Origin of the sequence: Curtobacterium sp. PhB190, from assembly GCF_004365385.1 — a bacterium.
Lineage (GTDB): Bacteria > Actinomycetota > Actinomycetes > Actinomycetales > Microbacteriaceae > Curtobacterium.
Genome location: NZ_SODN01000004.1, coordinates 21,896 through 47,434, shown reverse-complemented (window position 1 = coordinate 47,434; position 25,539 = coordinate 21,896). Strand labels below are relative to the sequence as shown.

Below are 25,539 nucleotides of genomic sequence, written 5' to 3'. Positions count from 1 at the left end.
CGACGTCATCCCACGTCGTCTTCGGGTGGGCTCGCGGCCGGGAGCCGCCCCGCCTCGGGCCCCAGCGCCTAATGCGAGCCGGCTGGGTTCAGGGGCGAGACGGCCAAGCGCCTACTGACTGCAAGTACTCCGTGGCATCGGCATCCTCCCGGAATTCCAAGAGCGCCCCGACCTTCTGCAAGAGGACCTCGCGCACCTCTGCTGGAGTAGCGAAGAAGAACTCCTTGCGGGAATTGGCCTGATTCAGTGCCCGGGCCGCGAAGTGCCGGTGGAGCTGTGTCTCCAGGGTGACGGCGTCCTCGGAGAAGTAGATCGTGTGCACGTCGAATCGGAACGGCACTGAGGCTCCGCTCAGTTCGCTCACACGATCCAGAGGCTCAAGTCGTCGAGTCAAACCGATCTTGACGACGTCCGGACCGAATGCGCCCCTGTTCGAGATCACGTAGACGTAACCCGCCCGGATGTTGGCAGCACGGAAGTCGTTCTGAGCGATGGCGTCATCGATGGCGAGCAGGCGATGTTCGAGGTCCGCGTCACTCTGCCCACTGCGGTGTAGCTGCGCGAGAGTCTGTTGAATGAGCGCGCGTTCTTTGTCGAGTCGCTCACGCTCGGCGTCGAGCTCCTGCTGAACGCGCCGCTCCTCACGGAGCTGCGCTCGCTCGTCGCGCTCCCGTTCACGCTCTTCCTGCTTCTTCATCAGCCAGTCAGCCGTGAGTTCGATTTCTTCTTCGCGAAGTAAGTGGAACGCGGGAGCGATCCGCATCTCCATCATCGAACCGAGCTTCGCAATGGCATCGCGTGACTTCTCGAGTCGACGCTTCGCTGTCTCCGCATTTCCCGCACGAAGTGATCGGATTGAGTTGTCAGCTTCGGCGTTGTACGCGCGGAGCATCAGCTTTGACAGATCATCGGTCATCTTCCGTCCCTTCGCGAGGGAGTTGTCGAAGGTGAACATGTTCGAGCGTTCGATCGCCCGACCGGAGCGGACGAGACCGGCGATCCGTGCCTCGATGTCCTTCAACCGTTCTTTGTAGGCGGCCGCATCTTCGAGGGGATGATGGTAACGGTAGATACCGACCTCTTGGAGGACCCGCTCATCATCAAGCGGCACAACTTGTTCGTCGGGGCCCGAGTTGAGGGCAGCACGGAGGTCCCGAATCGTGGCTTCGAGCGAATGGATCTTCTCGTCGCGGGAGTCCCCGTCGGCTTTCAGGCGTGCCGAGCGGCGCTCGCGGACAACAGCCGTGCTCGCAGGTTCTGCAGGACTCGGAAGCGAGGGTTGACCGGACGGTGCATGAGCATCTGGCGACGGAGCCGGATCACCTTCTCCGAGCCACAATTCCCACCCCTCAGGAGGGGTGGGCCAGTCGGCGGGAGGGGTCCAAGACGGGGGCGGCGTCCATCCCACCGGCACCGCAGGCCAGCCCGGAGGCGGGTTGAACCGACGTCCAACGTTCACGAGCGGCGCACCCCGCCGGGGTCAACGACGACGAGTCCAGCAGGATTCTTCGAGGTAGCTGCTCCGAGGAGTTCCAGTGTCGCCGACGGCACAACCCCCGTGAGGTCAAACGCCGTGAACTGGTCCCGTGAGGCGCTCACGGCGACGAGCGGAAAGAAGCGATCCAGGCCGGTCGCAGGGTCTTTCGTCGCCGGTCCGACCTGCAGTGCCACCGTCTGGATGATGCCGCGGCGATCTGCTTCGAACACCTCGTGCAGCGTCCGCAGTGCGACCTGCGCCAACGCGTCGCCGTACCGCTCGTTGATGTCTTTCTTCGTTGCGGGGCTGCCGACGATCTCGTCGTTGGCCTTCACCCAGCGATAACTCTTGACGGCCGGGACCGCGTCCGGCGCCGGAGTCACCGCCCGGATGAGCGCCTCGGACGTACTTCCATCGAACTCAGCCTGGTGCGTCACTTCGAAGGCGTCCGGGTACACGGAGTTGGCCAGCACGATGTCGACGTACTCTTCGACAGCCTCGGTAACGCCGTAGCCGAGTCCGGCGATCAGCGCGTCGATCTCACCGTTGTGCTCCGCAACCTCAGCCTCGCCAAGTCGGCATTCAGCGTTGTAGCGCTCTCGCTCAGCGCCGAGGAGTTCCACCCGACGCTGTTCGATCTCGTTGTGCTGCCGGTCCGCTTGAGCCTGCCGTTCAGGCAAGGAGGCACGGAGTGCCTCCCACTCAGCAGACGCGGCCTGGAAACCGGCCCACCACTCTTGCTTCAGCTGATCGTGCTTCTTCTTCTTTCCGAACATCCCCTTCGGGGCCGGCGGTTCCTGCCACACCGGCTGCGGCGGCAGAACAAGGGGAAGCGGACGGGGGCGCGGAATCTCGAGATCTGGGTGCGGGAACGGCGGGTGGTTTGCCGTGCGCTTGAGCTCTTCGAGATCGACGTGGTCGTCAACGTCGAGCGTTGCAGCGAGGAGGCTCGCAATGGCTTCGTTGATCGCTTGGACCTCTGCGTTCAGCTCATCGGCCTCTGCCTTGCGCGCCTCACCGTAGGCAGCCTGCGCCTCGCGTTCGAGGCGCTTTCTTTCCGCGTCAGTGGCGCGAGCGGCAGCAGCATTCGCACGCTCCGCCTGCGCACGAGCGCGCTCCACCGCAGCGACGGCCGCCGCTTGCTGGCGCACTACCGCCGCTTGCTGTCGCTGCGCTCGAGCAGCGTTTGCTTCCGCGACCCGCTGTTGGTGTTGGATCTCCGCGAAGAATCCGCGCTTCCGTGCCACTGGTGGACCTCCCAAGGTGCTGACAACGGAAGCCTATCCATGACTGAAACTTCATCTACGGCATGACGCGAGCTCCTCTCGGTCTCCGCGTTGTCCGGCTGATCGGTCCAGCTTCGCTGACCGCTCGGCGCTGCCCGCCCCGTCGGCCTACTGTCGGTCCCATGAGCACGAGCACCGCCGACAAGGCCACCACCCTCAAACAGCTGCACGAAGCCCCGGAGATCCTCCGCGTCGTGAACGTGTGGGACGCGATCACCGCGAAGGTCGTCACGGACCTGCCGGGCACGAAGGCGATCGCCACCGCCGGGCACTCGATCGCTGCGTCGTACGGGTACGAGGACGGCGGGATGCCCCTCGACCTCGCGCTGTCGGGCGCCGCGGTCGTGGCCGCCGCGACCGACCTGCCGGTCACCGCGGACCTCGACGACGGCTACGAGGACCCCGCCGACACCATCCGCCGCGCGATCGGCTCGGGCATCGTCGGCGCCAACGTCGAGGACCGTCTGCGCCCCTTCGACGAGGCCGTCGCCCGGGTCGCCGCGATCACGGCCGCTGCCCAGGCCGAGGGCGTCGACTTCCAGTTGAACGCCCGCACCGACGCGATCGCCCGCGGCGGCGACCGCTCGATCGACGAGAGCATCGCGGACGCCATCGCACGTGGCAAGGCGTTCCTCGACAACGGCGCCGCGCTCGTCTTCGTGCCCGGCGCGATCCAGCGCGACGTCGTGGAGCAGCTCGTCGCAGGCCTCGGCCGCGGCAAGCTGTCGGTCATCGGCCTGCCGGGTGCCCTGCCCGCCGCCGAGTACGAGGCGCTCGGCGTCGCCCGCATCTCCTACGGTCCGCTCACGCAGCGCGTCGCGCTGCGCGCGCTCCGCGACCTGGCGACCGACCTGTACGCCGACGGCGTCGTGCCGGAGGACACCCCGACCCTGAACTGACGGAGCGGACGGGAGGCCCGGTGTCAGCTGGCACCGGGCCTCCCGTCTGCATGTGGTCGCGATCGCGACCCGCTCAGCTCAGCCGAGCGCCGGGTACAGCGCGGGCGTGGTGCGCGCCTTCGTCTCCTGCTCGAAGGCGTAGCCGAGGCCGATCAGCGTGCTCTCGTCGAACGAGCGGCCGAGGAACTCGAGGTTCACGCCGGCGCCGGTGATCGTGCCGTCGGCCGCGGTCGCCTGCCCCATCGGGACGGTGATCGCCGGCATGCCGGTGTTCGGGCTCAGACGCATGTTCGTCGACTGCGTGCCGTAGGGCGTGCCCGACGGGTAGATGAGCGAGTCGAGGTCCTGGTCGTCGAGCATCTGCGTGACGAGCTGCTTGCCGGTGGCGAGCTGCGTCGTGTGCGACCCCGTCGGCCCGGCCCACGCCTGGTACTGCGCGTCGGTGATCAGGTCGCGGGACTCGTAGGTCGACTTGCGGCTCGGCACGTACTCGCCCGAGGCCAGGATGCCCTGCAGGGACCGGGCGGTCACGTCGGGGTCGAGGTGCTTCGCGACGTACTCGTCCAGGTCGTGCTTGAACTCGTTCGTGCTGCCGCTGCCCTCGGACAGGACCCGGTTGAAGGCCGTCGTCGCGGTGATCGGGACGACGGTCGCGCCAGCGGCCTCGAGCTTCGCGACGGACGCGTCGAACAGTCGCTTGGCCGTGGCGTTCGTGCCGACCATGCTCGTGACGTAGCCGATGCGGGCGCCGTCGAGCGAGTCCGCGTCGAGCGAGGACGTGTACGAGGTCGGCACCTTGCCGGACTGCGCGCTCGTGACGGGGTCGGCCGCGTCCACGCCGGTGACGGCGTCGAGCGCGACGGCCGCGTCGGTCACCGAGCGGGCGATGGGCCCGCCGGTGTCCTGCGACAGTGCGAGCGGGATGATGCCGTCGCGGCTGGCCAGGCCGACCGTCGGGCGGATGCCGACGAGCTGGTTGTACGTCGACGGGATGCGGATCGAGCCCCCAGTGTCGGTGCCGAACCCGATGCCGGCGAGGTTCGCCGCGATCGCCGCACCGGTCCCACCGCTGGAGCCACCGGCGGTCTGCGCCGTGTTGTACGGGCTGGCGACCAGCAGGGACGAGCCGGCGGGCTGGTTCGACGAGAACTCCGAGACGAAGCCGTAGGCGAACTCGTCGAGGCTGGCCTTGGCGAGGATCACCGCACCGGCACCGCGCAGTCCGGCGACCATGGTGGCGTCGGTGTCGGTCTGGTTGTCGTCCCAGCAGCCGCAGCCGCCCGTGGTCGGCATGTCCTTGGTGTCGTAGTTGTCCTTCACCGCGATCGGCACGCCCAGCAGCATGCTCGTCATGCCGTGCTCGGCACGCTCGGTGTCCGCCGTCTTCGCCGCGGCGAGGGCCTCGGCGTTCGTCGTGACGATCGAGTTGAGCGCGCGGCCGGTCGACGCGGAGTCGACCGTGGTGCGGTCGTACGCGGCGATGCGGTCGAGGTAGTCCTGCGTGATGGCGACCGAGGTGGTCACCCCGGCGTTCATCGCGGCCTGCATGTCGATGGTGGACGCCTCGACGAGCGTGAACGGGCCGTCATCGTAGATCATCCGCTGGGACAGCGCCGCGAGGTCCGCGACGGTGATCGTGCCGTCGGCGTCGGTGTCCGCGGCGCTGACCGTCGCCCAGTCACCGCTGGCGCTCGTGGCCCCGAGGTGCTCGGTGAGCACCGCGAGGTCGGCCTTCGTGACCTGGTCGTCGCCGGTCAGGTCGAGGTCCGTGTAGTACGGCGCGAGCATCGCAGCGGGGCTGGCGTCCACGGCTGCCGGTGCTGCTGCGGCCGTGATCGCGGGGGTCGCGGCGAGGACGGTGCCGACGAGGGCGATGAGCGAGGCGCCGGCGACGGCCGAGCGCTTCCGGCTGGTGGCGGTCATTCGGCTGCTCCGGTGCGCTCGCGGCGGGCGCGGCGCGCACGCAGGGTGATCAGGGTTCCGCCGGCGGCGAGGAGGGCCAGCGACGCGGCGATCCACGGGGCGACGTCGGCGCCGGTCCAGGCGAGTTCGCCGCCGGTCGGACGGTCACCACCCGCTGCGGCCACGGCGGTGGCGCCGCTGGTCGGGTCGGAGGGGTCGGTCGGGCCAGCGGTGGTCGTCGGGTCGGGGTCGCCCGTGCCAGCGCCCGGGTCGGCCGTGGCGGTGGCGCCCGGGGTGGGTGTGGCCGTCGGGGTGGGCGTCGGGGTGGCCGTCGCCGCTGCAGCGATCGAGATCGAGGTGCTCGCCGGGTCGGTGAGCGTCGTCGAGGTGCCGTCGGAGCCGACGAGCGTGATGCTCGTGACCGCCAAGTCGACGCTGCCCGGTGCGGTCGGCGTCAGGCCGATCGAGGCAGCGAGATCGCCGTCGAACGCCGGGGACGTCCCGAGGCGGGTGTGCACGATCGTCAGGGCGTCGCCGTCCTGCTCGACGCTGTCGAAGCCGCCGTCGGGACCGGTGACGCTGTCCTCCACGTACGACACGGAGTCCGCGTCGGCGTCGAGGGTGATCTCGTAGGCGTAGACGTCGGTCGTCGCCGGGATCGTCAGGTCGACGTCGAAGGCGGTGCCGACGGTCGCGGTGGTGGGGGCGTCGATGGTCGCGGTCGTCGCGGTCGGTGCTGCCTGGGCCGGCGAGGCGGTCAGGGCGGCGAGGCCGATCGCCCCGGCGGCGACGAGTGTCGAGGACACGATCGTCGCGCGGGGGCGCAGCCGGAGGCGGTGCTGCATGGGTGCAGGTCCTTCGGGAGGAGGTCGGGTGCTGAGCGGGTACTCAGTGATCCGAAAGCTAACGGTGCGCTGTTTCCGGCTCGGGCCCGGCACGTTTCCGCGTCGTTACGGCTCCGTCGCACCGCTACTGTCGTGCCATGTCGCTCGACGTCGAAGCTCTGCTCACCCCGCCCTCCCCCGTCGCCGCACGGGCGTTGGACGTCGTCCGCACCTGGTCCTCCCCCGCCCTGGTGAACCACTGCCTGCGCTCGTGGGCGTGGGCGGTCCTGCTCGCCCCGACCGTCGACCTCGAGCCCGACCCCGAGCTGCTGTTCGTCGCGACGATGCTGCACGACCTCGGCGTCACACCGTCGTTCGATGCCCACGACGTGCCGTTCGAAGACGCTGGTGGTGCCGTGGGCTCCGTCTTCGCCCTCGGCGCCGGGTGGGACGCAGCGCGCGCTCGACGCGTCGGCGAGGTCATCGAGCGGCACATGTGGACCTCCGTCGACCCCGCGGTCGACGTGGAGGGGCACCTGCTCGAGGTCGCCACCTCGCTCGACGTCTCCGGGGCCGGGTTCTCGCGGTGGTCCACCGACGACCTGCACGCCGTCGCCACCGCACTGCCCCGCCTCGGGTTCTCCGGCACGTTCGACGAACTCATCCACGCGCAGGCTTCGCGCAAGCCGTCCTCGGCCGCCGCTCGGCTCGACGGCTCCGGCAACGTGGCTGCGGGTGGCTCGCGATGGGACGCGTTCCTGGCCTCCTGAGTCGATCTGCCGGTCCGCTGGACTTCTCGGCATCGGGCCCGTATAGTGTTACTTTGGTGCACTGCAGCGAACCCATCTGACTCGCGCACACCAACGTCTCGACACCGACTCACCCGAGTCGCATTCCAACCGAGACCACCGCTTGATCCGAACGGATCAGCAGCACGTTGAAACTCGACGTGCGCGCCCCGCACTCGATGCGTCGCGCCGGACTGAGACGTCCGCCGACACCGAGTCGCCCTGGCGCCGAATGACCAGGAAGTACAGCACCATGACCAGCAACGAACGAATCACCGTGTTCGGGACCGCACTCGCGGCCCCGACGATCACCCCCGACCGCATCGCCGAGTTCCCCGTGCGTGACGACCGCTCGCAGCGCGAGTACCTCGTCCGCATCGCGGCCGACGACCTGCAGACCTTCGTCACCCGCGGCACCCGTCTGGATGCCGTCGGCGAGGCCGGCTGGACCGTCCCGGGCCGCTCCTGGGCCGGCGAGGCCAGCCGGACCCTGCTGCAGGCACAGTCCGTGCACGCAGGCGACATGGCCCTCGCGGCCTAGGCTCCACCAGGACGAACGCGAAGCGCCGCCGGGCTCCCCGGCGGCGCTTCGTCGTACGTGCCGCGTGCCGCGTGCCGCGTGCCGCGCTTCGGTGCGAGGTTCCGTGCATGGTGCGGGGCCGTGACCGTCGCACCATGCACGGAACCTCGCACCGTTCGCGCGGACCGACGTCAGTACTCGCCCTTCACGACGAAGAACGAGCCGCGGATCGTGCCGGCGAGCTTCGACTTCTGCCGCGCGAACTTGAACTTGTCGGCGAGCTCCTCGGGCACCTCCATGCCGTCGGAGAGCTTGAAGCCAACTGCACGCTTGCCACCCGGCTCGAGCGTGTAGAGCACGTTGATCGCGAGACCGGATTCGTAGAACACGTACGTCCATCGCACACCGTCGACGAGCGCTTCCGTGGCTTCGAGCGGTGGTGACGCGATGACCAGCCCGCGCTCCTCCTCGAGCACCCGCCGCACGTACTCGACGAGGTCCGGCACGTCAGCTGCGGCGTGCGTGGTGAACACGTGGTCGTACTTGTTCGCGAAGTACCGCGCCTCGTTGGCCCGGAGCCCGGCGAGTGCATCGGCAACCGGCGAGGACTCCAGACCCACCGTGGACACGTTCACGAAGTCGACGACGTACGACATGGGGGCCTCCTCAGGCGCTCGGACGAGCCGAATCTAGTCCACCGCACACCTTCCCGAGCGAGCTCGACACATATATAGTCGAGAGCTATAGATGGAGGTGCCCATGCGAGTCGAACGTGCAGCAGAACTCATCCGCGCTGCCCGCGAAGACCTGGGCCTCTCACAGACCAGCCTCGCCGCCGCCGCCGGGATGCAGCAGCCGACCATCTCCGCGTACGAGAGCGGACGCAAGCAGCCGCGGCTCGAGTCGCTCCAGCGGATCCTCACTGCTGCGCACACGCGCCCGAGCATCCCTCTTGCCGTCTACGCCGACGCGATCCTCGACGAGGCGAAGCGGTTCCACCTCGAGAACGTTCGCGTCTTCGGTTCAACGCTCCGCGGGCAGGACACCGAGCACAGCGACATCGACCTGCTCGTACACCTGACCCCAGCCGCATCACTGTTCGACCTCGGCGGCTTCGCCCACGAGGTCGAGACCATCACCGGCTTCGACGTCGACGTCCTCACCGACGACCTCGAGGACGACGAGCACTTCGCGCACGTGCTCGACGAAGCAGTGCCGCTGTGACCCCACCGCCCCGGTTCACCCCACGGCAACGCGTCGATCGCGATTCAGCCGACTCAGCAGACCGCTGGCCGTCGCTGCAGGCGAGCTTCCTCGACTTGCTCGCCGAATGTTCGCAGATCGTCGAACACGGCCGCGTCGAGTTCGACGCAACTCGGAGCCTGACGTATCGAGCGGCTGAGGCCGTCATCATCCACTTCGACGACCTGCTTGGACGTCTTCCCGCCGACAGGGAGGCCCGGCTTCCGTCCGACCTGTCGCTCGTCTCTGTCAGGAAGACGCGAAACATCCTCTCGCACGACTACCGGCAGGCGCGGAAGGAGATCATCTGGGAGGCGATCGAGCACCGCGTCCCAGCGGTGATCCTCGCGCTGGTGGACTGAGTGCGCCGAAGGCGGTTGCCGTCCCATCGGTCGCGCTCGCCCTCGGCGAGGCTCTCGCTGATCCTTGCGACGCCCAGCAGCAGACTCAGGCCGACAACGGCCGGATCTCCGGGATTGACGAGCATCGTCGGATCACGGGACGTCCGCTCCGGAAAAGTATCCCTGCAGTGCAAATGGCCGTCCATCTAAGCTGAGTCCATTCCAGGCTCGAGAGGACGGACCCGCTAGCTCACTTTTCGCCGAGGTCAGCAGCGTCTGACAGGTAATGGGGCGGCTGGGTAGGGAGCCCTCGACTCGTTGGACGTTCTCGCCACGCGCCGACGGAACTGGCAGCGGCTTCAAGTTCGGGACCGTATTCGGCCCACAGGTACGGCTGGATGCGCTTGATCCGATCAAAGCCGACTCGAACGTCTTCGTCGTCGATTCCCCACCCGCGGGTGTCTGCGGCGCGTGACGCGGAGCGGATCGCATCGGCGAGGTTCTGCGTCATGCGCATGGCGAGGTGATCGTCAGTGTCACTCAGCCAACCAACAGCCCTGATCAGCCAGGCGACGGTGGCTGTGACGGGTTCTGTCGACCCGCTGAGCGACCAGCGATCAAAGGACCGCAAATTATCTCGATGAATCATGGTAGCGAGTGCAACAGGCAGTGAACTACGTAGCTCCGCCACGGCACGGTCGCGGGGGACGGATCGAGGCCCAAGTCGCCCTAGGTCCGCGTCCTTCACCGCTAACAGCGTCCCCGTGAGGACGTTCAGTCGCAGGCCACCCGCGCTGCGAGAGTCGATGCCCTCCACTGCCCTGAGCAATCCACTCGCACTCTCAGGGAACACTCCGACCAACGCGCGGAAGAAGCTGTGCCCAGGACGCTGATGCTCAGAAGCCTGACCAGTCACGAGCGATGTGATCCTAGATGCATCAACTCGGGTTCCTTGTTCCCTCGCCGCCACGAGAAAGTCGAGGAGTCCCGGAAAGGATCGATACCCGCTGGCGTCCTCCGAGTAGCGACGTTCGAGCCCGTTGACGTACTGCTCCACGATCACGTCGTCGAGGCGGGCCTCCACCCGAACGCCGAACGACGTACCGGGAAGAGCGAGCCAAGGATTGGTTCGGAATACCGAGAGGAGGAGTTCGCGGTCTCCATCGTCGTACTCACCGACCTCTCGCCACAGGAGCGAGATGTGCGCTGCGTCCGACGAGCGGCCGACGATCTCGAGGAGCGAGTCTCGTCGCTGTCGCCGAAGGATGCCCTCTTGTCGTTCGAGAGTGGCAGCCTGGGACTTGTTCAGGAGAGCGTCGCGCTCCGCCTGCCGCGACCCGAGCCGCCACAAGAAAATCGGAATGAGTGCGGTGACAGCAATCGTGACGAGGCCCAGGAGCAGGGTCGGATCATCCCAGGACCACTTCGCAGCGAGATGCGCCCACCAGCTCGACAGCTCGGTACTCGCGCTCGGAGCGAAGACGCTGCGGCCGAACGACATCGGTCAGGCAATCGAAGGACTGAGCAGGGCGCGTCCGTCCTTGATGACTCGCAGGTCCACCTCGGAGTTGGACGACAACAGGTCCGAGATGATCCGCTCTGACGCTTGCCTGTTGAGGTTCGTGGCGACGTAGAGCACCTCGCCGTCCTCAAGATCGACCGCCTTGGCACGGGTCCACTTGGGCAGGTCGTCTCGAAGGCTGACGATGTCAGGCATGACCGCCGCCCCGGGACCCGCGACCCGGCTCACGGCTACGACCACGGCCCGGACCGCTGCTGCCCCAGGGAGGAGTTTCGAGAGCAGCTCGGGAGGGCAATCCGAGCCCTCGAGCGAGTACCGGGAGTAGCCCGTCTTCCCGCGCAGCCGATCGAAGCGCCATTCGAGCTGTTTCGCCCGAGAGCGGACGTTGCCAAGGTCTGCGGTGAGCCGGATGTACTTCTCTCCGTGCAGCGACAGGAGGTCGTCGTCGAGCCGACGCACCCTGGTGACCGGCACCTCGTAGTCCATCAGGGAGCGCACCTGATCACTGTCGATCGAGAGCAGATCATCCTCGAGAGCTTGGACGCTCGTGTACCCCACCGCGGATAGCAACTCGCAGGCGAAACGCATGCCGCTCTCGGAAGCCTCCTTGTCGCCCGGGAATTGGCGATGAAGAAGATCAGCAACCTCGGCGTCGGAGACACCATCCGGTCCAGGTGGCGCGTTCTCGGATTCTGCACGGCCCTCGTCGAGGTTCACCTCTTCGTCGAGCTCCGGTTGGGGAGCCGAGGACGTTGGATGCGCCAGAATCCTGTCGATGGCAACAAAGGTTTCGTCGAGGGCGCGCCGAGCATCGGAGGCCGCGCCGAACAGTTGATCGATGGTCTCTCGATCCTGTTCCGTCACGGCATCGTAGGAACGTCCCTTGTAGCGGCGAGCGTGCTCGAACTCCGCCCAGGCGTGGGCAGCCACCGTTCGCAGCTGCACTTCCAGACCGCCGAACGTGTTGAAGTACCGACTCAGATCGCCCCGCTCGATCAGCCAGCCAGACTCTGGCTGCTTCTCCCCCGTGATGACGATGTGCCAGCAGTCGTAGCCGCGACGACGCTCGCTCTTCTCGAGACCCGGGTTGCGGTCTTCGCCCGGCTTCACGACGAAGCGGTCTTTGATGATCTCCGCAATCCGATCTCGATCGGTGATCGAGAACGTGATGACCCGTACTGCGACGGTGTCCGTGATCTCGCCGACAGGATCCTCGTACGGCTTCGCAGCTTTCCGCTGGAACGAGGCGATCGACTTTGCCCGTGCCGACACATCGTGCGGTTTTATCGTCTGCTCAGCAAGCAGGCGAACGAGGTACGCCTGGAACTCCGAAGCCGCACGGGGAAGCCAATCCCAGTTCGTGTAATCGATCTCTACGCTCGCGGTCACGTATCTTCCCCCCAAGGAACGTTGATCGAAATTTAGCATACCGACCGCTAGTCAAGCTTGAGGTCAGTTGTTGAAGCGGAACTCCACCACGTCGCCGTCCTGCATGACGTAGTCCTTGCCCTCGATCCGGGCCTTGCCGGCAGCGCGGGCCTCGGCGATGGAGCCGGTCTCGACCAGGTCACCGAACGAGATGACCTCGGCCTTGATGAAGCCCTTCTCGAAGTCGGTGTGGATGACGCCGGCAGCCTGGGGTGCCTTCCACCCCTTGCCGATCGTCCACGCTCGGGCTTCCTTCGGACCGGCCGTCAGGTAGGTCTGCAGCCCGAGTGTGTCGAAGCCGATCCGTGCGAGCTGGTCGAGTCCGGATTCGGTCTGGCCGGTCGACTCGAGCAGTTCGGCAGCGTCGGCCGGGTCGAGGTCGATGAGCTCTGACTCGACCTGGGCGTCGAGGAACACGGCCTGGGCCGGGGCGACGAGCGCGGCCAGCTCGGCCTTGCGGGCGTCGTCGGTCAGGATCGCCTCGTCGACGTTGAACACGAAGATGAAGGGCTTGGCCGACAGCAGTCCGAGCTCGGCGATCGGTGCGAGGTCGATCTTGGTGGCCGAAAGCAGGGTGCCCTGCTCGAGCGCGGCACGGGCCTCGCGAGCGGTCTCGAGCACGATCGGCTCGGCCTGCTTCAGCTTCACGGTCTTCTCGTACCGCGGGAGCGCCCTGTCGATCGTCTCCATGTCGGCGAGGATCAGCTCGGTGTTGATGACCTCGAGGTCGTCCTTCGGGGAGACCTTGTTGGCGACGTGCACGACGTCGTCGTCGGTGAAGCCGCGGACGACCTGCGCGATGGCGTCGGCCTCGCGGATGTTGGCGAGGAACTTGTTGCCGAGCCCTTCACCCTCGCTTGCACCCTTGACGATGCCGGCGATGTCGACGAAGGACACCGGCGCGGGCACGGTCTTCTCCGAGTGGAAGAGTTCGGCGAGCTGGTCGAGCCGCGAGTCGGGCAGGTTCACCACCCCGACGTTCGGCTCGATCGTCGCGAACGGGTAGTTCGCGGCGAGGACCTGGTTCTTGGTCAGGGCGTTGAACAGGGTCGACTTGCCGACGTTCGGGAGACCGACGATTCCGATGGTGAGAGCCACGGAAGAAGAGCCTACCGGCGGCGGCCCGCCGGAGCCGACCCGGGCCTCCAGTCCGTCCTTGAGAACGGCGGAGGCTATCCGCCCGTCTGGTGTGCGGCCAGGGCCGCGACGCGGCGCTCGACGACGTCGAAGACGTCGGCCTGCAGCCGCTGCGAGCGCCGCCAGTCGCCGGCGACCTGCAGCGAGTGGTCGGCACGGTCGACGGTCTGGAGGCGCGCAGTAGTCCCCGAGACCCGCTCGGGCCGCCACATGGTGTCGTCTCCACCCCCGATCGCGTCGTGCGCGTCGGTGGCGGCGGCGAGCGCCGTGGCCACGTCGTCGTGTGTGAGGACCGGCGTGAGCCAGACCCCGGGCACGTCGTTCCGGATCGCCCACGGCAGGGCGAAGCACCCGAACGACTTCGCGATGACCAGGTCGGGTAGGCGATCGCCCAGCGCAGCCCCGATCGCGGCCTCGACGAACGCCACCGGGTCGGCTCCGGCGTCGTCGTCGATGGTCCAGGCTGGAGCCACGACCTCGCACCCGGCCGCCGACGCGATGGCCTGTGACCACCACAGCAGCGGCGCCTGTTGTCCGTAGCCCGCCCCGGCGAGCACCAGCACGAGCGGCCGACCGTCTCCGTCGTTCCCCATCCGGGCACGCTACCGCCCGGAACGCGCCGCGACGGCTTCTGGCAGCGTGGTCCCCGTCGTCCGGACCGGGCGACGGAACAGGAGGACGTCGATGTGGTTCGAACGCGACGAGCGCGGTGTGCACTCGGTGGGCATGGGAGCGCCGGGGCTGCGCCAGCGCTTCGCTCCGGAGACCCTCGCCGCCCTCGAGCAGGCCTCCCGCGCTGAGCTCGAGCAGCTGCACGACGCGATGGCCGAGCTCGAGGCGGACGTCCTGGTCGTCTACGACCCCGAGGACGACACGATCGACTACGCCGAGGAGGACCGCTTCCGCGGGATCCCGCTCCCCCGTGACTCCGGCTTCCCGGTCATCACCGGCGACCTGACCGCCGGACTCACCGAACACGTCGAGAGCCTGCCGCTGCGCTGGCGACTGGACGGCGTCGCGGTGGCGTTCGAGATGGTGGGCACCCTGCTCGCGCCGTACTGGAAGCGCGAACGAGCCCGTCGGACGGCGACGTGGCGCGCGACGGCACGACGCCGGCGCAGCGGTTCCCGCTCGGCACGACGCCGCTGAGCGTCCGGCCGCAACGCCGAGGCGGCTTCCGGCGATGTCGGCGCCCCGTGCGACGATCGGAACCGTGCCGTTGAACTTCACCGCGATCGACTTCGAGACCGCGAACAGCTCGCCCGCCAGTGCGTGCTCCGTCGGACTGGTCAAGGTCCGCGCGGGCCGGGTCGTCGACCGGGCGTCGTGGTTCATCCGCCCGCCGTTCGGACACGACGCGTTCCTCGAGTGGAACACCCGGATCCACGGGATCGTCGCCGAGGACGTCGTCCGCGCGAAGACGTGGGAGCAGCAGTACCCCGACCTCGTGGCCTTCGCCGAGGGTGACGTCCTGGTCGCGCACAACGCTCGGTTCGACATGGGCGTCATCGCCGGCGGCTGCTCGGCCACCGGCATCGACCTCGCCGAGCACCACTCGATGTGCTCGCTCGCGGTGGCCCGCAAGACCTACACGCTCGACTCCTACCGACTGCCCGTGGCTGCCATGGCCGCCGGGTTCGAGGGCTTCCAGCACCACGATGCCGCCGCCGATGCCGAGGCGTGCGCCGCGATCGTCATCCACGCCGCCGGCCACCACGGCACCGACACGGTCGAGGCCCTGGGGGCAGCGACCCGCGTGACGATCGCCCCGGTCCGGGCCCGTGCCGAGAAGCCCAAGGCCTCGACGCCGCAGCCACGGCTGTCGAACCGCCCGATGGTCTTCGCCGACTGAGCTGACCGAGCCGGCCGGCCGGGCCGAAGGGACCTGTCGCGGCCTCGACAGCAGCACTACGCTCAGCGCATGGCTGCGCTCACCACGATCGAACGCGAGACCGTCATCACGGCTCGCGCCGCGGACATCACCCCGTACCTGGCAGACCTGCACCGCTGGGTCGAGTGGTCGCCGTGGGAGGGGCAGGATCCCGCGCTGCAGCGGACGTACACCGGTGAACCGGGGACGGTCGGCTCGACGTACGCCTGGAAGGGCAACCGCAAGGCCGGCGCCGGGTCCATGGCGATCACCCGGGCCGATGCCACCGAGGTTGACGTCGACCTGCAGTTCACCGCACCGTTCAAGTCGTCGAGCGCGGTGGCGTTCCGGTTGCACGAAGCGACCGACGGCACGCTGGTCGTTTGGTCGATGACGAGCCCGCAGAACCTGATGTCGCGCGTGATGGGGGTGTTCGTCAACATGGACAAGTTCCTCGGCGGCGACTTCGAGAAGGGCCTCACCAAGCTGAAGGCTGCGGTCGAGCGCTGACGGGAGTGGCACACCGGGGAGCAGGGCACCCGGTGGTATTGTCACGACAATCCCTCGGCATCGATGCCGAACCCGCAATTCCCCGAAGGACCGCGATGACCAACGAAGGCCAGCTGCCGTCCGACCTGTTCATGGACCTGGACCGGTCGGGTCCCATGCCCCTCTACTTCCAGGTGGCCTCGCGCATCGAGGAGTCGATCCGCTCCGGTGTGATGCCTCCCGGCGCCCGTCTCGAGAACGAGATCGCGCTCGGTGAACGCCTCGGGCTGTCCCGCCCGACGATCCGCCGGGCGATCCAGGACCTCGTCGACAAGGGCCTGCTCGTCCGCCGCCGCGGCATCGGCACACAGGTCGTGCACGGCCCGGTGACCCGCAAGGTCGAGCTCACGAGCCTGTACGACGACCTGGCCCAGGGGTCACAGGCACCGGCGACGAAACTCCTCGAGCGCAACGACGTCCCTGCCTCGGACGAGGTCGCCGCAGCCCTCAGCATCGAGCCCGGCACGATCGTCGCGCACATCCGCCGCGTGCGGTTCGCCGAGGACGTCCCGATGGCGATCCTCGAGAACTACCTGCCGCCGGAGTTCCTCGAGATCACCGACCAGGACCTGCAGGACCACGGGCTCTACCAGCTGCTCCGCGGTCGCGGCGTGACGATGCGGGTGGCGAAGCAGCGGATCGGTGCCCGCGCGGTCACCGACGAAGAGGCCGGTCTGCTCGAGATCGAGGACGGCGACCCCGTGCTCACCATGAGCCGCACCGCGTACGACGCCTCGGGCCGCGCGGTCGAGTACGGCGTGCACTGCTACCGCCCCGACCGCTACTCGTTCGAGGTCACCCTCGTCGACAAGTAGGCAGTTCGCGCTGACCGCGTGACGTCCAGGTTCCACGAACTGCCGTACGCGTGACGCCGAGGTTCCACGGATGGCCGCTGGACGCCTCGAGATGCCGAGATTTCGGAACCTCGGGACCGGCAGACGGAGCGAGCGGGCGCGCAGGACAGACAGACGGACCCGCGCTCAGGCTGGCGCGGGCACGCCGAGCTCGCCGGTCACGTACTGCGCGCGGCCGAAGCCGAACGACCAGTCCTGCGGCCCGTTCTCGACATAGCCGATGAAGACGTCCTCGGACGCGACACCGATCGCCGCCAGGGCGTCGTGGATGGCCGCGTACAGCGTCGTCTTCGCGTCGTCGGTGCGCCCGCGCTGCGTGAAGACCTGGACCATGACGACGCCCTCGGTGCGCTCGAACCCCAGGCCGGCGTCCTCGGCGATGATCTGCTGCGCCGGGTGCTCGGTGATCACCTGGAACCGGTCGCGCACGGGGATCGCGTACACGTCGACGATCGCCTGGTGGATCGCGTCGGCGATGGCGCGCACCGCCTGCGGCGTGCGGCCGGTGGCGAGGTCGATACGGACGAGCGGCATGGTGCCTCCTGCAGTTCGGGACTTTGTCCTGACAAAGTAACATGGATCCAGACGCAGCAACAGACGGACTGGAGGCGCATTGCCAGCTGGCACCGCGCCTCCCGTCCGTCGTCCGCGACCGTCTAGAGCACGGGGGTCGCCGCCGCGTAGGTGAGCGGTCCGTCGACGCGCGCGACGTCGTGCCACGCGCCGTCGGCGAGGGACGCTTCCGCCGCCTCGACGATGGACGCGGCAGCCAGCCCGTCGGCGACCGACGGGGCGAGCTGCTCCCCGCGGCGGACGCTCGCGATGAACTGGGCGGCCTCGATCGTCTTCAGGTCGTCGTAGCCCATGGCCGTGCCGGCGCCGGGCTGGAAGCGCGCGAACTCGCCGTCACCCGAGGCGACGTAGTGCGTGGCGTAGCCGTCGACCTCCTGGCCGTCGAGGTACACCTCGAGCTCGTTGAGACGCTGGAAGTCCCACCGCACCGAACCCCTGGTGCCGTAGATCTCGAGCGTGTACTCGGCGTGCGGCCCCCGCATGACGCGGCTCGAGTCCATGGTGCCGACGGCGCCGTCCTCGAAGCGGAAGAGCAGGGCTGCGTAGTCCTCGTTCTCGACGCGGCCGAGGTCGCCGGTGGCGGCGGCGCTCCGGTCGACGATGCCCGCGGCTGGCTTCGGGCGCTCCTGGATGAAGGTCTCGGCGAGCGCGCTCACACTGGCGATCCGACCGACGACGTACTGCGCCAGGTCGAGGCCGTGCGACAGCAGGTCGCCGAGCACGCCCGAACCGGCACGCTCACGCTCGAAGCGCCAGGTCAGCGGCGCCGCCGGGTCGGACGAGTAGTCGGCGAGCAGCGAGCCGCGCACGTTCGTGATGCGACCGAGGCGGCCGCTGCGGACGAGTTCGCGGGCCCGCTCGATCGCTGGGGCGTGCCGGTAGTTGAACCCGACGCTCGTGATGACGCCCGCGCGCTGGACGGCCTCGTGGATCTGCCGGGAGTCGCTGGCGTAGCGGCCCATCGGCTTCTCGATCCAGAACGGCTTGCCGGCCTCGGCAGCGGCCACCGCCATCTCGCGGTGCAGGAAGTTCGGCGAGCAGATCGACACGACGTCGACGGCCGGGTCGGCGAGGACCTCGTGGTAGTCGGCGACCGCCCGCTCGTAGCCCAGGCGGGTGACGGCCTGGTCACGTGCGGCCTCGATCGGGTCCGCGGCGACGACGAGCCGGGGCTGCACGCCGAGCTCCGGGAAGTGGTCCGGCAGGGCGCGGTAGGCGCGGGAGTGCAGCCGCCCCATCCAGCCGACCGAGATGAGGCCGACACCGATGCTGTCCATGGGAACTCCTTCGTTCGTGGGCGCCGATTGGAGCGCGCCAACCATCGTACGGGATCGCTCGTGGTTTGTCAGTACAAAGACCGTGAGCAGAAGACGTCGGGTCACCTGGGGCGACCCGACGTCTTCTGCTCACGAAGTGGCTCGGCTCAGTTCGGCGGGAAGATGATGTCCCGCACCAGGGCGTCGAGCTGCGCGTCGGCGTCGAGGAACTGGCGCAGCGTCGTCACCGTGGCGCCGAACCGGTCGAACTCGTCGATCGTCATGCCGTCGACGTCGTACCCGCGCGCGAACTCGGGCGTCGCAGCGCGCAGAGCCGCGATGACGTCGGCCGGCACCTCGTCGTGGATGGCGTCCGGACGGAACGGGAACGCGTTCGCGTTGATGTCCTTCGTCCACTGGAACGGCGGCGAGACGACGAGGTCCCCGCCCTGGAACTCCGACCACTGCAAGGCGTTCCGGAAGGCGGCGACGAGCACGCGCGACCGAAAGCCACGCTCTTGGAACACCCGGTAGGCGTTCTTCACCGCGGCGACGCCGGCCCACTCGAGGATGCCGGGGTCGACCATGACGTGGTCCCGCTTGACGACGGTCTTCAGCCAGTCGTCGAACCGGCCGGCCATCAGCGTGACGACGTGGCCGAACTCCTGGTCGGGCAGCCCGTCGGCGGCACGACGGTCGAGCGCACGCTCGATGGCCTCACCGACGGCGACGACCTGCGGCACCGTGAACGACACCGTCGCGTTGATCGAGACCCCGCGGTACGCGGCCTCCTCGATCGCGGCGATGCCGACCTTGGTGGCGGGGATCTTCACGATGATGTTCGGGGCGAGCTGCGAGAACCGCACGGCCTGCTCGACCAGGGCGTCGGCGTCGCGGTGGAAGCGCGGGTCGGTCTGCATCGACAGGCGACCGTTGCGGCCGCCGGACGCCTCGAACGCGGGCAGCAGCTGCTCGGCCGCCGCGATGGAGAGCTCCTCGACGGCCTTCCAACCGATCCAGGACTCCCCCGCGGTCGGGTGCTCCGCGGCGATCTCGCGGATGCGTGGCACCCAGGTCTCCGGGTCCTGCTTGATGCAGGTGTACGCGATCACCGGGTTGCAGGTCGCCCCGACGGCGCCGTACTCGTGGATCGCGGTGGACAGTTCGCGCGGGTCGGCGGAGTCGTTCCACAGGGCGGTCACGGTCTGCGACGCGGCCTGCAGTGTGACGGGTCGGACGTCGGCGTCGGTGGTCGCCGGTGACGAGAGGGTGTCGGTCATCGTGTGAGTCCCTTCTTGATCGTGTCGAGCTGGAAGCGCGAGACCTCGTCGGCGTCCTCGTCCTCGGCGAAGACGCTCGACACCGCGACGGTGTCCTCGCGCGCCGTGAAGCCGACCCGGTCGAGGGCGGCCCAGAAGGCGTCGAAGTCGACGTCCGCCTGGCCGACCGGCAGGTGCTGGTGCACGCGGACCGGGTTGCCGGGCGGGTTGGTGATGTAGCGCAGGCCGTGCGACCGGTGCTGGTCGTACGCGTCGGCGACGTGCACGAGCTGCAGCGAGTCGCCCGCGGCGTCGATGATCTCGTCCATGTTGCCGCCGTAGTGGAACGTGTGGCAGGCGACGTAGACGAAGCCGATGCTCTTCGAGTTCAGCCCGCGGATCACCCGGAGCGCCTCGAGCCCGTCCTCGACGAAGTCGTCGGGGTGCGGGTCGATGAGGACCCGGATGCCGGAGTCCTCGATGATCGGCAGGAGCTCCTCCATCGCCCAGTGGAACTGGTCCTCGGACTCCTCAGCGCGTTCGGGGCGGCCGGAGAACTCCGTGTTGATCGTGTCCACGCCCAGGCGCTTCGTGATCTCGATGACCCGCTTCCACTTCTTGACGGCGGCCTCACGGGCCTCCTTGTCCGGGCCGGCCCAGCGCAGGACGGGCAGGACCGACGCGACCTGGACCCCGGCCGTCGTGCACGCCGCGGCGAACGCGTCGACGAGGTCGTCGTCGGCCGTGGGGTGCCGGTAGAAGGGGATGAAGTCCTTGTGCGGGGTGAGCTGCAGGTACTCGTAGCCGAGGTCGGCGACCTTCTGCGGGAACTCCAGCAGCGACAGGTCGTGGTGGTACGGCGTGGGGTCGAGTGCGATCTTCGGCATCGATCAGGCCGTCTCGTAGAACGCGGGCTTCGCGGTGGCGTACGTGATCGGCTCGAGCGCACCGGACTGCTGCGCACGCACGGCGACCTCGGCGACGACCGAGGCGGTGTACCCGTCCCAGGCGCTCGGGCCGTCGATGCCACCGGTGCGCGCGGCGTCGACCCAGCGCTGCACCTCTTCGTCGTACGCGGCACCGAAGCGCTCGACGAACGACGGGGTGACGCCCTGGCCGGAGACGCCCTGCGACACGAGGTTGAGCGAGGTCTCGCGACCGATGTACGCGACACCGGACTCGAACACCGCGTCGGTCGTGACCTGGTAGCCGAACTGGGCGTTCACGTTGATCTCGACGATCGCCATGGTGCCGGACTCGGTGGTGAACAGCACGAACTGCGGCTCGGGCAGGTCGGCCGGCGCGAGCGAGTTCTTCCGGGGCTTCTTGACCTCGACGCTCGTGATCGCCTCGCCCGTGATGAACGGGATGATGTCGATCTCGTGGATCACCGAGTCGTGGATGAGCATCGACTCGCTGAAGTTCGGCGGCGTGGTCGGGTTGCGGTGCGCGTGGTGCAGCGCGAGCAGGGCGCCGTTGGCCCCGGACTCGCGCAGCGCGCGCAGCTCCTGGTAGCCCTTGTCGAAGCGGCGCATGAAGCCGACCTGGATCTTCGGACGGTCGGACGTCGCCTGCTCGAGCTCGACGATCCGCAACGAGTCCTCGGCCGAGGTCGTGAGTGGCTTCTCGCACAGGACGGCGAGACCGCGCTCGATCGCCGGCACCAGGACCGGCTCGTGCAGGAAGCCGGGCGTCGCGACGATGACGGCGTCGATCGGGGTGGCGTCGAGCGCTTCCTCGAACGATGCCGCGGTGATCGCGCCGGGCGCCTTCGCCGCGGCGGCGGTCGCACGGCCGGAGTCGGGGTCGACGATGGCGACGACGTCCGCGCCGGCGATGGTCGAGGTGATGCGACGGATGTGGTCGCTGCCCATGGCGCCCGCGCCGACGACGGCGACGCGGAGGTTGTCAGTGGTGCTCATGGCGGTGCTCCTGGGGTAGATGACGCTGCGTGGACGGCTGCCGGGGCCGGTCAGGACACGCGGGCGGCGGACGTGGAACCGAAGATGTGCTGGAAGGTGCGCTCGGCGATCGGGCCGGGGGCGTCGACCGAGCAGCCGTACATGTCCTGCTCGACGATGCCGAAGATGTCCGGGTTGATCTTCGCGACGGCCTCGATGATCGGGCCGAGCTCCGGGGTGCCGTGCGGCGGCTCGGTCATGATGCCCTGGGACACGGCGGTGGCGAACGGCACGTCGTTCTTCAGCACGTCGAACAGCAGGTCGGTGTCGACCTGCTTGAGGTGCAGGTACCCGATGCGCTCCGGGTGCGCGGCGATGAGCTTGAGGTTGTCGCCGCCGTAGTACGCGAAGTGCCCGGTGTCGAGGCAGAGGTTCGTGTACGCCGGATCAGTCTCCGACAGGAACCGCACGGTCTCCTTGTAGGTGCCGACGTGGCTGTCCGCGTGGGTGTGGAACTGCTGGTGGACGCCGTACTCCTCGAGCAGCGCCTTGCCGAGCTGGTCGTGGCCCTTGCCGAGGCGGTCCCACTGCTCGTCGGTCAGGGTGCGCGACTCGAGGATCTCCTCCGTTGCGTCCGAGCGCCACAGGTCCGGGATCGTCACGAGGTGCTGGGCGCCGAGCTTCGCCGCCAGACCAGCGACCGCCACGGCCTGGTCCCAGGCACGCTGGAACTGGTCCTCACCCTTGTGGAACCCGGTGAACACCGTTCCGGCGGACAGCTTCAGCCCGCGCGACTCGAGCTCGTCCGACAGCTGCGACGGGTCGGTCGGCAGGTAGCCGTACGGTCCGAGCTCGATCCACTCGTACCCGGCTGCGGCCGCTTCGTCGAGGAAGCGCTTCCACGGCACCTGGTTGGGGTCGTCGGGGAACCAGACGCCCCACGAGTCGGGGGCGGTGCCGATCCGGATGGCGTCGGTGGCGGTGGCGGTGTCGGTCATGACGTCGTCGTCTGCTTTCTGGGTGTGGTGCGTGTGGTGGACGGTGGTGCTCAGCCGAGCAGCGGGCGCTGTGCGGCGACCTGCTGCTCGTACTCGGCGCGGGCGGTCTGCGTGCTCGACAGCGTCGAGGTCTGCGCCACCGGCACGTCCCACCAGCCGTCGCCCTCGGGGGCGTAGACCAGCGGGTCCGAGTTGATGTGCACGAGGGTGGTGTGGTCGTTCGCCTTCGCCTGGCGCACCGCGGCCTTGAGGTCCTCGATGCTGTCCGGGCCGGGCTGGACCTCGATCACGTCGACGCCGTACGACCGCGCGTTCGCCGCGAGGTCGACCGGCAGCGGGTCGCCGTTGTCGAACGACTGCGTCTCGTCCAGGTAGCGGTACTTCGTGCCGTAGCGCTCGGACCCGACGGTCTCGGACAGGTGCCCGATCGACGCGTACCCGTGGTTCTGGATGAGCACGACGATGATCTTGATGCCCTCGGCCACGGCGGTGACGAGCTCGGTGTGCAGCATGAGGTAGCTGCCGTCGCCGACCATGACGATCGCGTCGCGGTCCGGGGCGCCACGACGGACGCCGATGCCGCCGGCGATCTCGTAGCCCATGCACGAGAACGCGTACTCGACGTGGTAGCCGAGGGCGTCCTGCACACGCCAGAGCTTGTGCAGGTCGCCGGGCAGCGAGCCGGCCGCCTGGATGACGACGTCGCGCGGGTCGGACACCGACTGCACGGCGCCGATGATCTCCGGCTGACCGGGCAGGTCGGCGCCGGACGGCGCGAACGCGCCGTCGACGGCCGCGTCCCACGCCGCCTTCAGCGACGCGATCTCCGCAGCGTAGGCGGCGTCGACGACGAACGCGGGCTCTGCGGGTGACGCCCCGGACGACGCGAGCGCCGCGGTCAACGCGACCAGGGCCTCCCGGGCATCCGCGATCAGCGGCAGCTGCGAACCGTGCTTGTACGCGTCGAACGCGGCCACGTTGACGTTCACGAACGTGACGTCCGGGTTCTGGAACGCGGTCCGCGACGCGGTCGTGAAGTCGCTGTAGCGCGTGCCGATCCCGATCACGACGTCCGCCTGCGCGGCGACCGCGTTCGCGGCGGCCGTGCCGGTCGCGCCGATGCCACCGAGGTACTGCGGGTGGTCCCAGACGAGCGAGCCGCCGCCGGCCTGCGAGGTACCGACCGGGATGCCGGTGGCCTCGACGAAGGCGGCGAGCTCGTGCTCCGCGCCGGAGTACAGCACGCCACCGCCCGCGACGATCACCGGACGCTGCGCGCCCCGGATCGCGGCGACCGCACGCGCCAGCGGCCCGTGCTCGGGCAGCGGCCGACGGATGTGCCACTCGCGCGGCTGCAGGAACGCGACGGGGACGTCGAACTCCTCGGCCTGCACGTCCTCGGGCAGGGCGATCGTCACGGCACCGGTCTCGGCCGGGTCGGTGAGCACGCGCATCGCGGCGAGCGCGATCGAGAACAGCTGTTCGGGGCGCTCGACGCGGTCGAAGTAGCGCGACAGCGGCCGGAACGCGTCCGTCACCTGGATCGAGGTGTCGTGCGGCAGCTCGATCTGCTGGAGCACCGGGTCGGTGGTCCGTGTCGCGAACGTGTCCGACGGCAGCAGCAGTGCGGGCAGCCGGTTCGTCGTCGCGAGCGCAGCGGCGGTGAGCATGTTCGCGGCGCCCGGGCCGACCGACGCCGTCGCGGCGAAGGTCGCACGGCGGCGGTGCATGCGGGCGAAGCCGACGGCCTCGTGCACCATCGCCTGCTCGTTGCGGGCCTGGTGGTACGGCAGCAGGCCGGGCTGTTCGACGTGGAGCTGCTTGGTGGCCTGTCCGACGCCGGCGACGTTGCCGTGCCCGAAGATGCCGAAGATCCCCGGGATGGTGCGTTCGCGGACGTCGCCGTCGACGGTCCACTGGTTGGCCAGGAACTCGACGAGTGCCTGGCCGACGGTCATCCGGCGCGTGGTGGTGGTCACGCGTGCTTCCTTTCGTAGGGCAGGCGCGGGTCGAGCTGCTCGCTCGCCCAGGCCTGGCGGACCCAGCCGTGCGCCGGGTCGTCGGTGATGTTCCAGACGCGCTCCGGGTCGGGCCCGGCCATCACGTTGAGGTAGTACATGTCGTAGCCGGGGGCGGCGACGGCGGGACCGTGCCAGCCGTGCGGCACCAGCGCGACGTCGCCGGTGCGCACTTCGCGGAACTCGTCGATCGGACGGTCGTCCGAGGCGTACGTGCGGTGCAGCGCGAACGGGTCGGCGGTGGTCGGAGCCGAGACACCGCGGGCCACCGCGGACTCGTAGTAGTAGATCTCCTCGAGGTTCGACTCCTCGCCCGGCACGTTCGTGTCGTGCTTGTGCGGCGGGTACGACGACCAGTTGCCGGCCGGCGTGATCACCTCGCACACGATGAACTTGTCCGCGTCGAGGGCCGCCGGGGTGCCGAAGTTGTGCACCTGGCGGCTCGACTGCCCGGCACCGCGGAGCTCCACCGGCACGTCCTGCCGGGCCACGTACGTGGTCGGCTTGACGGTGTCGGTGGGCGCCTCGGCGACCGCGAACCGGCCTGCGCCGGTGATCGTCGCCGCGGTGCCCGATCCGAGGTACAGGACGTCGGTGGGGCCCTCGAAGACGTTCGCGCGCCCCTGCAGGGCCTGCTCGCCGTCACCGGCGGCGCCCGCGTAGGTCACGTGGAACGACCCGGCGAGCGGCACGACGATGCGCTCCACGGCGTCGGCCGGGAGGCGCAACTCGCGCGTACCGGTCGGGTCACCGTCCGTCAGGGTGCCGGTCCGGAGCCCGGTGTGCGCCCATCCTGCGATGCGGCCGTCGACGACGTCGGTCCAGCCGGCCTCCGGCCGGCTCCCCTTCGGGATGAACCACTGGTCGTGCTCGTGCTGTTCGTTCGCCATGCTGC

Annotated in this window: 26 protein-coding genes; 9 read left to right on the top strand and 17 right to left on the bottom strand. The window is 68.9% G+C overall.

The genetic code is table 11. The features are described from left to right. Nucleotides 1–88 precede the first annotated feature (88 nt). Together EDF47_RS07590 and EDF47_RS07585 are read right to left on the bottom strand one after the other, a co-directional pair. On the bottom strand, nucleotides 89–1,339 hold the full coding sequence (locus tag EDF47_RS07590) for a DUF4041 domain-containing protein (protein ID WP_243692371.1): 1,251 nt from the start codon (nucleotides 1,337–1,339) through the stop codon (nucleotides 89–91). A 116-nt stretch (nucleotides 1,340–1,455) separates the two neighbouring features. Continuing rightward, nucleotides 1,456–2,628: a hypothetical protein gene (locus EDF47_RS07585; protein ID WP_243834024.1), complete on the bottom strand. Its 1,173-nt coding sequence runs from the start codon at nucleotides 2,626–2,628 to the stop codon at nucleotides 1,456–1,458. A gap of 257 nt (nucleotides 2,629–2,885) precedes the next feature. Between EDF47_RS07585 and EDF47_RS07580 the strand changes: the two genes are divergently transcribed. Further along, nucleotides 2,886–3,662 (top strand): isocitrate lyase/phosphoenolpyruvate mutase family protein, encoded by a 777-nt coding sequence (locus tag EDF47_RS07580; protein WP_132099580.1) that lies wholly within the window; start codon nucleotides 2,886–2,888, stop codon nucleotides 3,660–3,662. Nucleotides 3,663–3,740: 78 nt separating this feature from the next. Here the strand turns inward: EDF47_RS07580 and EDF47_RS07575 are convergent, their stop codons facing one another. Both EDF47_RS07575 and EDF47_RS07570 read right to left on the bottom strand, forming a co-directional pair. Next, nucleotides 3,741–5,585 carry an amidase family protein gene (locus EDF47_RS07575; RefSeq protein WP_133936896.1) on the bottom strand — a complete coding sequence of 615 codons (1,845 nt, stop codon included), beginning with the start codon at nucleotides 5,583–5,585 and terminating at the stop codon, nucleotides 3,741–3,743. After that, complete coding sequence (locus EDF47_RS07570; protein WP_131878296.1) at nucleotides 5,582–6,409, bottom strand: hypothetical protein; 828 nt, start codon at nucleotides 6,407–6,409, stop codon at nucleotides 5,582–5,584. The genes EDF47_RS07575 and EDF47_RS07570 overlap by 4 nt, the downstream gene beginning before the upstream one ends. Nucleotides 6,410–6,546: 137 nt before the next feature. Between EDF47_RS07570 and EDF47_RS07565 the strand changes: the two genes are divergently transcribed. Together EDF47_RS07565 and EDF47_RS07560 are read left to right on the top strand one after the other, a co-directional pair. Continuing rightward, nucleotides 6,547–7,158: an HD domain-containing protein gene (locus EDF47_RS07565; RefSeq protein ID WP_123294132.1), complete on the top strand. Its 612-nt coding sequence runs from the start codon at nucleotides 6,547–6,549 to the stop codon at nucleotides 7,156–7,158. 271 nt (nucleotides 7,159–7,429) lie between these two features. Beyond that, nucleotides 7,430–7,717, top strand: coding sequence for a hypothetical protein (locus EDF47_RS07560; protein WP_111084949.1), 288 nt, complete (start codon nucleotides 7,430–7,432; stop codon nucleotides 7,715–7,717). A 170-nt stretch (nucleotides 7,718–7,887) separates the two neighbouring features. Here the strand turns inward: EDF47_RS07560 and EDF47_RS07555 are convergent, their stop codons facing one another. Then, the gene (locus tag EDF47_RS07555; protein WP_132099576.1) at nucleotides 7,888–8,352 is read right to left on the bottom strand and encodes a phage tail protein; all 465 of its coding nucleotides are present in this window, start codon (nucleotides 8,350–8,352) and stop codon (nucleotides 7,888–7,890) included. Nucleotides 8,353–8,455: 103 nt separating this feature from the next. Here EDF47_RS07555 and EDF47_RS07550 point away from each other — a divergent pair, with 103 nt between their 5' ends. Both EDF47_RS07550 and EDF47_RS07545 read left to right on the top strand, forming a co-directional pair. Next, on the top strand, nucleotides 8,456–8,920 hold the full coding sequence (locus tag EDF47_RS07550; protein ID WP_123938985.1) for an XRE family transcriptional regulator: 465 nt from the start codon (nucleotides 8,456–8,458) through the stop codon (nucleotides 8,918–8,920). Then, nucleotides 8,917–9,300, top strand: a complete 384-nt coding sequence (locus tag EDF47_RS07545) for a HepT-like ribonuclease domain-containing protein (RefSeq protein ID WP_132099575.1) — start codon at nucleotides 8,917–8,919, stop codon at nucleotides 9,298–9,300. The genes EDF47_RS07550 and EDF47_RS07545 overlap by 4 nt, the downstream gene beginning before the upstream one ends. A 229-nt stretch (nucleotides 9,301–9,529) precedes the next feature. On the opposite strand, the gene EDF47_RS07540 is transcribed toward EDF47_RS07545, so the two are convergent. The 4 genes from EDF47_RS07540 to EDF47_RS07525 all read right to left on the bottom strand — a co-directional run bounded on the left by EDF47_RS07540 (nucleotide 9,530) and on the right by EDF47_RS07525 (nucleotide 13,959). Then, complete coding sequence (locus EDF47_RS07540; protein WP_207906637.1) at nucleotides 9,530–10,780, bottom strand: hypothetical protein; 1,251 nt, start codon at nucleotides 10,778–10,780, stop codon at nucleotides 9,530–9,532. 3 nt (nucleotides 10,781–10,783) lie between these two features. After that, nucleotides 10,784–12,190: a hypothetical protein gene (locus EDF47_RS07535; RefSeq protein ID WP_165918730.1), complete on the bottom strand. Its 1,407-nt coding sequence runs from the start codon at nucleotides 12,188–12,190 to the stop codon at nucleotides 10,784–10,786. A gap of 63 nt (nucleotides 12,191–12,253) precedes the next feature. After that, nucleotides 12,254–13,327, bottom strand: a complete 1,074-nt coding sequence (ychF, locus tag EDF47_RS07530) for a redox-regulated ATPase YchF (protein ID WP_132099573.1) — start codon at nucleotides 13,325–13,327, stop codon at nucleotides 12,254–12,256. Nucleotides 13,328–13,401: 74 nt separating this feature from the next. Then, nucleotides 13,402–13,959, bottom strand: coding sequence for a hypothetical protein (locus EDF47_RS07525; RefSeq protein WP_132099572.1), 558 nt, complete (start codon nucleotides 13,957–13,959; stop codon nucleotides 13,402–13,404). Between the two features lie 91 nt (nucleotides 13,960–14,050). Between EDF47_RS07525 and EDF47_RS07520 the strand changes: the two genes are divergently transcribed. The 4 genes from EDF47_RS07520 (at nucleotide 14,051) to EDF47_RS07505 (ending at nucleotide 16,600) form a co-directional block, all read left to right on the top strand. Beyond that, complete coding sequence (locus EDF47_RS07520; protein WP_132099571.1) at nucleotides 14,051–14,515, top strand: hypothetical protein; 465 nt, start codon at nucleotides 14,051–14,053, stop codon at nucleotides 14,513–14,515. Between the two features lie 64 nt (nucleotides 14,516–14,579). Next, the gene (locus EDF47_RS07515) at nucleotides 14,580–15,218 is read left to right on the top strand and encodes an exonuclease domain-containing protein (RefSeq protein WP_123294211.1); all 639 of its coding nucleotides are present in this window, start codon (nucleotides 14,580–14,582) and stop codon (nucleotides 15,216–15,218) included. Nucleotides 15,219–15,287: 69 nt separating this feature from the next. Next, the gene (locus EDF47_RS07510) at nucleotides 15,288–15,746 is read left to right on the top strand and encodes an SRPBCC family protein (protein ID WP_133936898.1); all 459 of its coding nucleotides are present in this window, start codon (nucleotides 15,288–15,290) and stop codon (nucleotides 15,744–15,746) included. A 95-nt stretch (nucleotides 15,747–15,841) separates the two neighbouring features. Then, entirely contained in the window at nucleotides 15,842–16,600 is a 759-nt protein-coding gene (locus EDF47_RS07505; RefSeq protein ID WP_123294141.1) for a GntR family transcriptional regulator, read from the top strand. A 165-nt stretch (nucleotides 16,601–16,765) separates the two neighbouring features. On the opposite strand, the gene EDF47_RS07500 is transcribed toward EDF47_RS07505, so the two are convergent. From EDF47_RS07500 to iolB, 8 genes are all read right to left on the bottom strand, one after another. Further along, entirely contained in the window at nucleotides 16,766–17,173 is a 408-nt protein-coding gene (locus tag EDF47_RS07500; RefSeq protein WP_133936900.1) for a tautomerase family protein, read from the bottom strand. A gap of 122 nt (nucleotides 17,174–17,295) precedes the next feature. Then, nucleotides 17,296–18,489 carry a Gfo/Idh/MocA family oxidoreductase gene (locus EDF47_RS07495; RefSeq protein ID WP_123938992.1) on the bottom strand — a complete coding sequence of 398 codons (1,194 nt, stop codon included), beginning with the start codon at nucleotides 18,487–18,489 and terminating at the stop codon, nucleotides 17,296–17,298. A 146-nt stretch (nucleotides 18,490–18,635) separates the two neighbouring features. Beyond that, nucleotides 18,636–19,748, bottom strand: coding sequence for a transaldolase family protein (locus tag EDF47_RS07490; protein WP_123340670.1), 1,113 nt, complete (start codon nucleotides 19,746–19,748; stop codon nucleotides 18,636–18,638). Next, nucleotides 19,745–20,614 carry a sugar phosphate isomerase/epimerase family protein gene (locus tag EDF47_RS07485; protein ID WP_133936902.1) on the bottom strand — a complete coding sequence of 290 codons (870 nt, stop codon included), beginning with the start codon at nucleotides 20,612–20,614 and terminating at the stop codon, nucleotides 19,745–19,747. The genes EDF47_RS07490 and EDF47_RS07485 overlap by 4 nt, the downstream gene beginning before the upstream one ends. A 3-nt stretch (nucleotides 20,615–20,617) precedes the next feature. After that, nucleotides 20,618–21,649, bottom strand: coding sequence for a Gfo/Idh/MocA family oxidoreductase (locus tag EDF47_RS07480; RefSeq protein WP_133936904.1), 1,032 nt, complete (start codon nucleotides 21,647–21,649; stop codon nucleotides 20,618–20,620). 50 nt (nucleotides 21,650–21,699) lie between these two features. Then, the gene (locus tag EDF47_RS07475; RefSeq protein ID WP_133936906.1) at nucleotides 21,700–22,626 is read right to left on the bottom strand and encodes a sugar phosphate isomerase/epimerase; all 927 of its coding nucleotides are present in this window, start codon (nucleotides 22,624–22,626) and stop codon (nucleotides 21,700–21,702) included. 50 nt (nucleotides 22,627–22,676) lie between these two features. After that, nucleotides 22,677–24,584, bottom strand: coding sequence for a 3D-(3,5/4)-trihydroxycyclohexane-1,2-dione acylhydrolase (decyclizing) (gene iolD / locus EDF47_RS07470; protein WP_208320943.1), 1,908 nt, complete (start codon nucleotides 24,582–24,584; stop codon nucleotides 22,677–22,679). A 17-nt stretch (nucleotides 24,585–24,601) separates the two neighbouring features. Beyond that, nucleotides 24,602–25,534, bottom strand: coding sequence for a 5-deoxy-glucuronate isomerase (gene iolB / locus EDF47_RS07465; RefSeq protein WP_133936910.1), 933 nt, complete (start codon nucleotides 25,532–25,534; stop codon nucleotides 24,602–24,604). Nucleotides 25,535–25,539: the final 5 nt, after the last annotated feature.

Excerpts from the sequence above, each read along its gene's own strand:
- EDF47_RS07580 (WP_132099580.1), top strand. The coding sequence starts at position 2,886 with ATGAGCACGAGCACCGCCGACAAGGCCACCACCCTCAAACAGCTGCAC.
- EDF47_RS07575 (WP_133936896.1), bottom strand. The coding sequence starts at position 5,585 with ATGACCGCCACCAGCCGGAAGCGCTCGGCCGTCGCCGGCGCCTCGCTC.
- EDF47_RS07570 (WP_131878296.1), bottom strand. The coding sequence starts at position 6,409 with ATGCAGCACCGCCTCCGGCTGCGCCCCCGCGCGACGATCGTGTCCTCG.
- EDF47_RS07565 (WP_123294132.1), top strand. The coding sequence starts at position 6,547 with ATGTCGCTCGACGTCGAAGCTCTGCTCACCCCGCCCTCCCCCGTCGCC.
- EDF47_RS07560 (WP_111084949.1), top strand. The coding sequence starts at position 7,430 with ATGACCAGCAACGAACGAATCACCGTGTTCGGGACCGCACTCGCGGCC.
- EDF47_RS07555 (WP_132099576.1), bottom strand. The coding sequence starts at position 8,352 with ATGTCGTACGTCGTCGACTTCGTGAACGTGTCCACGGTGGGTCTGGAG.
- EDF47_RS07550 (WP_123938985.1), top strand. The coding sequence starts at position 8,456 with ATGCGAGTCGAACGTGCAGCAGAACTCATCCGCGCTGCCCGCGAAGAC.
- EDF47_RS07540 (WP_207906637.1), bottom strand. The coding sequence starts at position 10,780 with ATGTCGTTCGGCCGCAGCGTCTTCGCTCCGAGCGCGAGTACCGAGCTG.
- EDF47_RS07525 (WP_132099572.1), bottom strand. The coding sequence starts at position 13,959 with ATGGGGAACGACGGAGACGGTCGGCCGCTCGTGCTGGTGCTCGCCGGG.
- EDF47_RS07520 (WP_132099571.1), top strand. The coding sequence starts at position 14,051 with ATGTGGTTCGAACGCGACGAGCGCGGTGTGCACTCGGTGGGCATGGGA.
- EDF47_RS07510 (WP_133936898.1), top strand. The coding sequence starts at position 15,288 with ATGGCTGCGCTCACCACGATCGAACGCGAGACCGTCATCACGGCTCGC.
- EDF47_RS07505 (WP_123294141.1), top strand. The coding sequence starts at position 15,842 with ATGACCAACGAAGGCCAGCTGCCGTCCGACCTGTTCATGGACCTGGAC.
- EDF47_RS07500 (WP_133936900.1), bottom strand. The coding sequence starts at position 17,173 with ATGCCGCTCGTCCGTATCGACCTCGCCACCGGCCGCACGCCGCAGGCG.
- EDF47_RS07495 (WP_123938992.1), bottom strand. The coding sequence starts at position 18,489 with ATGGACAGCATCGGTGTCGGCCTCATCTCGGTCGGCTGGATGGGGCGG.
- EDF47_RS07490 (WP_123340670.1), bottom strand. The coding sequence starts at position 19,748 with ATGACCGACACCCTCTCGTCACCGGCGACCACCGACGCCGACGTCCGA.
- EDF47_RS07485 (WP_133936902.1), bottom strand. The coding sequence starts at position 20,614 with ATGCCGAAGATCGCACTCGACCCCACGCCGTACCACCACGACCTGTCG.
- EDF47_RS07480 (WP_133936904.1), bottom strand. The coding sequence starts at position 21,649 with ATGAGCACCACTGACAACCTCCGCGTCGCCGTCGTCGGCGCGGGCGCC.
- EDF47_RS07475 (WP_133936906.1), bottom strand. The coding sequence starts at position 22,626 with ATGACCGACACCGCCACCGCCACCGACGCCATCCGGATCGGCACCGCC.
- iolD (WP_208320943.1), bottom strand. The coding sequence starts at position 24,584 with ATGACCGTCGGCCAGGCACTCGTCGAGTTCCTGGCCAACCAGTGGACC.
- iolB (WP_133936910.1), bottom strand. The coding sequence starts at position 25,534 with ATGGCGAACGAACAGCACGAGCACGACCAGTGGTTCATCCCGAAGGGG.